A 4,892-nucleotide genomic window follows, 5' to 3' on the forward strand; every position below is an offset into this window, starting at 1 on the left:
TCCGCGGTGATCGCGGTGCCCATCACGCCGGCCACGACCATCGCGTTGATCCACGGGGCGAACTCACGCACGCTCGCCATCAGGAAGAACGAACCGAGTCGTTCCGGAATGCCGAACAGCAGGAAGATGTTGCCACCCTGCAGACCGGGCGCGCCGAAGCCGAACGCCGTACAAGAGATGATCATCGGCAGCCAGCAGAGCTTGAGAATCTCGAACATCTGCTCGCGGACATCACCCCAGTAACCGACCGGGTTCCGCACTGCGCTGGTGACCACCTCCAGCAGCAGGGCGAACATCTCACCGGCCTGCTGCAATGGCCGGGTCGCCGCATTCTGTGCGGCGCGCAGCCCCTTGCCGAACCTCGGTTTGGTGGCTGCTTTTCTATGGCCGGGCGTCTCGACGCTCGGCGCAGTGCTCTGCGCTGAACTCATCGCTGACCTCCATGGTTGTGCACCGACCCGATTGAGCCGATGCGCAAATCTAGGCCGGATGGCGGTGGCGGAACCCCCGTCTCCCCTATATGGCGGCATGACACAGGAGCGACGCACAATCCGACGGGCGCGCGATTGTTCGCGCGCACCGTTGTGTCCTGGAGAGGCCGCTCCGAGTTCGCCTGATGGCCACCTGGGCGGCATCCTGATCAGCGTGCACTCCCCGGAACCCACCGCCGCGCTGATCGCCGTGGCCCCCGCGCTGCGTCGGCGGCTGCCCGCGATGTGCGCTGCGATCGCGGCGCGTATCGAGCAGTCCATGCCGTTGTACCAGGACTCGAGGACGGTGGAGCCCGGTTCGCTGGAGCAGTCGGTGCGCCACAACCTGGACTACCTGGTGGCGACGATCATGGAGGAGAGCCCCCGGGATCTGGCGGCGCCGAGGGCGACCGGTCAGGCGCGGGCCCGCCAGGGCGTGCCGCTGGCGGAGCTGCTGCGCAGCTTCCGGATCGGGTTCGCCCAGTTCTGGGAGTCGGCGGCCGAGGAGATCATCCGGCAGGACCGTTGGTCGCGCGAGGATCTGGTCGCGACCGCGACGGTTCTGTGGTGGACGGCCGACGAGTTCTCCGCCGCGGCGACCGAGGCCTACCGGCACACCCGCAACGACCTGGTCGAGCTGCGCGAGCAGCAACGATCGGCGCTGATCGAGGCGTTGATCCACGGCGGCGGGATCGAACGCGGAACGGTGTGGGAGATCGCGTCGAAGCTGGGTCTGCCCCGGGTCGGCGAGTTCGCGGCGGTGGTCGCCGAGGTCGGTGAGATCGGCACCGAGGCGCTTCCCGGTGTGGCGACGCGGCTGCGCGAGGAGGGCATGGACTCGGTGTGGCGGCTGCAGCCCCGGTTGCAGGTCGGCGTGCTGTCGCTGTATCCGTCGTCGGAGATCCCGAAGTCCGGCTCACCGCCGCCGGGTGCCACGCCGGACGGGGTGTCGCGGCCGCCGGAGGAGATCGACGTGGTGATCGGCGTGCTGTCCGCGCTGGGTACGTCGGCACGCATCGGGGTCAGCCCCACCTACAAGGACCTGCAGGACAGCCCGCGCGCGGTGTACCTGGCCAAGATCGCGATGAACAGCATCTCCGAGCCGCTGATCGAGGGTTATCCCCGGGTGCGGCAGTTCGCGGAGACGCCGATGGCCACGATGGTCGCGGCCGCGCCGGAGGCGGCGGTACACATCGCCCGCTCGGTGCTGGGTTCGCTGCTGCGGCTACCCCGGGACGAGCAGGACGTCCTGCTGGACACCCTGGAGGTGTGGCTGGCCAGCGGCGGTTCGGCGAAGGACACCGCGCACCGCATGTACTGCCACCCGAACACCGTGCGGCATCGTCTGCACCGGATCGCCGAGTACACCGGGCGGTCGGTCGAGCACCCGAGCGAGGCGGTCGACCTGGGTATGGCGCTGCAGGCTCTTCGTCTGCTTCCCGAGGTGCGCTGAGCTCAGCCCGTGACCGGCTCGGTGGGGTTGACGCCGTCGGCCGAGGCGCCGACGAACCCGTTGGTGCTCTGGGTCTTGCCCGGAATGCCGTTCACCCCGGTGCCGGGCGCACCGTCGGTTCCCTTGCCTCCTTGAGCAGCCAGAGCGGTGCCCGCGAACGCACAGGCGGAAACGAAGATGACGGCGATGACACCGAGTCCGGCGATCAAGCGCCGGCGACGCGCTGAGCTCATGACGATTGTCTCTTCTCTGGGTGGTCCAAGATCGATGTGGCGCAAGTTACCAGTGTGAATAGCGGTCGCAGCCGAGGTTCACGAGTTGGGGGCACATCTCCCACTCCGAACGGGTACACACTGGAACTGGACGAGCACGAGCGGAGATGACGAGCCATGGACGACGTGCCGTTCTGGCAGATGGTCCTGGGCCTGACCGGAGTCGCGGTGTGGGGAGCGTTGTGCGGCCTGCCGGCGCTGGCGATCTACAGCCTGGCGGAGCGCACGCGAAGCGGATATGCGCCGTGGGTACTGCTCGCGGCACTGCTCCTGATCTGGTTCCCGCTGGTCACCGCCCTGTGCGTGTGGGCGATCTCGACCGTGATCGGGATTTGACGCTCATCACCCGAACGAGTGGCGAGGTCGCGGTTCCGGCCCCGATGATCACTCGGCTACCTACCGTGGCTGACGATCAGTACCCGGTCGAGATAGTCGAGGCACTCATGTCACGCACCGCAGCTCTCCTCACAGCCGTACTGGCGGTCCTGCTGATCGGCGGCGTGGCAGTGGCCGTCCCGTTGTCCGGCGGCACCGATGCAGCCGCGGCGCTGTCACTCACCGGCAGCAGCGGCTCGCACTGCGAGACGGTCGGGTCGGAGAAGAAGTGCGAGCACTGGGGCGACAGCGACGACGGCAGCAGCTCGTCCAAGCTCGACGACCGGGAGACGAAGAAGCTACTCAAGGACATCTTCGGCCAGGTCAACGACGCCCTGGAAGACGCAACCGACCAGGTGGGCGACGACCGCGACGTGGACAGCATCGACATCGACAAGATCATCGACGATGCGATGCGGAAGGCCGGCTCCGACGACTGACCTCGTTCACCAGGTCGGGCTAGTTCGGGTGTGGCGTCCCCGAGATCGGCCACCTGATCGTTAACGTAGCGTGATCGTTTCTGGTGCTAATGGTATTGGCGGTCATGCTGTGGTGTGTAGTGAGGCGTTGACGAACACGATTGGTGACCTCGCGTTGCGGTCCAGGCGGACCGCTCGCTCGTCCGTCACGATCAGCGCAGCTCCCGGCGCCGCTGCGTTGGCCGAATGGGACCATCTGGTCGCGGAGTCGGTGAACAGCGACGTCGCCCAGCTCAGCGCGTGGGCTGTTGTGCGTGGCCGGGCCGGTTACCGGCCGTTGTATGTTTTCGCCTGGTCGGACGGCCGTCTGGTGGGCGGCGCGATGGTGCTGCGGCGTCGGGTGCGCGGCCTGGGATGGATCGGTTACCTGCCGTACGGCCCGCTGTTCCACGCCACCGCGGAGATGTCCGACTGCCGGGAACGCCTGGTCGAATCGTTGGTGGCCGTGGCGGGCGAGCACGCGGCACTGTTCGTCCAGCCGCCGGACGACGGCGCACCGATCACCGACGCTCTCCTGGCGAACGGGTTCCGCCGCTCCCGAGCCGGCATCGCACCGGCCGTCACGATGCGGGTCGATCTGCACCAATCCGAGGAGACGCTGCGCGGCAACCTGAACCGTCGGCTGCGCACGTGGACCAGACAATGGCCACAGCGTGGAGTGAAGGTCCGGGTCGGGACGGTCGCCGACATTCCGACGTTGGCGACACTCGCGGAGGCCACAGCCGACTACCAGGGTTTCACGCCGTTCCCCTCGGACTACCTCGAGACGCTGTATCGGGAGTTGGCGCCCGGTGGCCATGTGGTGCTGCTGATCGGTGAGATCGACGGTGTCCCGGTCGCCGCCGAACTTCTGACGGTCAGCGGTGGGGTGGTGAAGAGCCGGATCACCGGGATGGATCGGACGAATCCCGAGGCCGGCAAGCTCAACGTGGCGAGCGCCATGATCTGGGAAGCCATGCTGTGGGGCCGGGACAACCGCTGCCACGCTTTCGACTTCGGCGGCCTGCGTGCTGAGTCGGCACAGGCTTTCGCGGCGCAGGGCACGGTGTCCGGACCCGACCAGTTCAAAGCCAAGTTCGGTGGCCAGGTCTGGACCTATCCGCTCGCGGTGGAGCTGATCCGATCGCGACCGTTGCGCGCCGGATACGACCTGTTGCACAACAGCACGCAGGGTGAGCGCCTGTTGTCCGTTGCCCGCCGACTACTGCGAGGCGCGCGAAAGTGACATCGGTGGCTGGGGTCTTCGGCGTGCTGTCTGGGTCGGGTCGAGCCATTTCGGCGGGATGAATTCGGGCCATCCGTCTCGGATGGTGACGGTCCATCCGCTGGTGTGGATCATGCGGTGGTGTTGTTTGCAGAGCAGCATGCAGTTGTCGAGGTCGGTCCGGCCGCCGACGCTCCACTCGATGACGTGGTGGACCTGGCACCAGTGCGGTGGCCGGGTGCAGCCGGGGTGGGCACAGCCTCGGTCTCGCACGGAGAGCGCTTTGCGAAGGCCGGTGGGTGCGGTGCGTGACTCGTACCCGACATCGATCGGGAGGCTCTTGCCGCCGAGGACGACCGGGGTGATCCCGCAGTCACACAGCATCGCTCGCAGATAGGAGGCGGGGGCTTTGCCGCCGAACTCCAGCTGCGCCCCGCGTGCTTTCTGCTGGAGGTCGTGTTCGGTCATGATGACCGTGACGTGCGGCCTCACTCCACCCTCAGCTGGCAGTCGGCCTTCGTCGAGGGAGTGGGAGCAGATTTCGGCGAGTGCGTCGGCTTGGCGTTGGGGCAGGGTCTTGCCCTCGTCTGCCTCGGGCAACAGTTTGGCCAGGACAGCGCGCTTTATTTCTTCGAACGA

The 4,892-nt window shown here is 67.2% G+C and carries 7 protein-coding genes; 4 read left to right on the forward strand and 3 right to left on the reverse strand.

Going from position 1 to position 4,892, the window contains the following annotated elements; all coding sequences use genetic code 11:
• Positions 1 to 431, reverse strand: a 431-nt coding sequence (locus tag G406_RS0123460; RefSeq protein WP_245607201.1) for an ABC transporter permease, incomplete at its 3' end; no start/stop codon positions are given.
• A 214-nt stretch (positions 432 to 645) separates the two neighbouring features.
• Between G406_RS0123460 and G406_RS49325 the strand changes: the two genes are divergently transcribed.
• Entirely contained in the window at positions 646 to 1,923 is a 1,278-nt protein-coding gene (locus tag G406_RS49325; RefSeq protein ID WP_051342562.1) for a PucR family transcriptional regulator, read from the forward strand.
• Between the two features lie 2 nt (positions 1,924 to 1,925).
• Here the strand turns inward: G406_RS49325 and G406_RS0123470 are convergent, their stop codons facing one another.
• Positions 1,926 to 2,156, reverse strand: coding sequence for a hypothetical protein (locus G406_RS0123470; RefSeq protein ID WP_156935122.1), 231 nt, complete (start codon positions 2,154 to 2,156; stop codon positions 1,926 to 1,928).
• A gap of 156 nt (positions 2,157 to 2,312) precedes the next feature.
• Between G406_RS0123470 and G406_RS0123475 the strand changes: the two genes are divergently transcribed.
• The 3 genes from G406_RS0123475 to G406_RS0123485 all read left to right on the forward strand — a co-directional run bounded on the left by G406_RS0123475 (position 2,313) and on the right by G406_RS0123485 (position 4,274).
• A complete protein-coding gene (locus G406_RS0123475) occupies positions 2,313 to 2,531 on the forward strand; it encodes a hypothetical protein (RefSeq protein ID WP_028935649.1) in 219 nt (72 codons plus the stop codon).
• Between the two features lie 65 nt (positions 2,532 to 2,596).
• The gene (locus tag G406_RS0123480) at positions 2,597 to 3,010 is read left to right on the forward strand and encodes a hypothetical protein (protein WP_028935650.1); all 414 of its coding nucleotides are present in this window, start codon (positions 2,597 to 2,599) and stop codon (positions 3,008 to 3,010) included.
• A 127-nt stretch (positions 3,011 to 3,137) separates the two neighbouring features.
• Entirely contained in the window at positions 3,138 to 4,274 is a 1,137-nt protein-coding gene (locus tag G406_RS0123485) for a lipid II:glycine glycyltransferase FemX (RefSeq protein WP_156935123.1), read from the forward strand.
• Here G406_RS0123485 and G406_RS49330 read toward each other — a convergent pair.
• A partial coding sequence (locus G406_RS49330; protein WP_037078248.1) for an HNH endonuclease signature motif containing protein occupies positions 4,251 to 4,892 on the reverse strand: 642 nt, incomplete at its 5' end. The two genes, G406_RS0123485 and G406_RS49330, sit on opposite strands and share 24 nt — an antisense overlap.

The sequence above is a fragment of the Actinospineispora spinosispora DSM 44797 genome, assembly GCF_000429025.1.
Lineage (GTDB): Bacteria > Actinomycetota > Actinomycetes > Mycobacteriales > Pseudonocardiaceae > Pseudonocardia > Pseudonocardia spinosispora.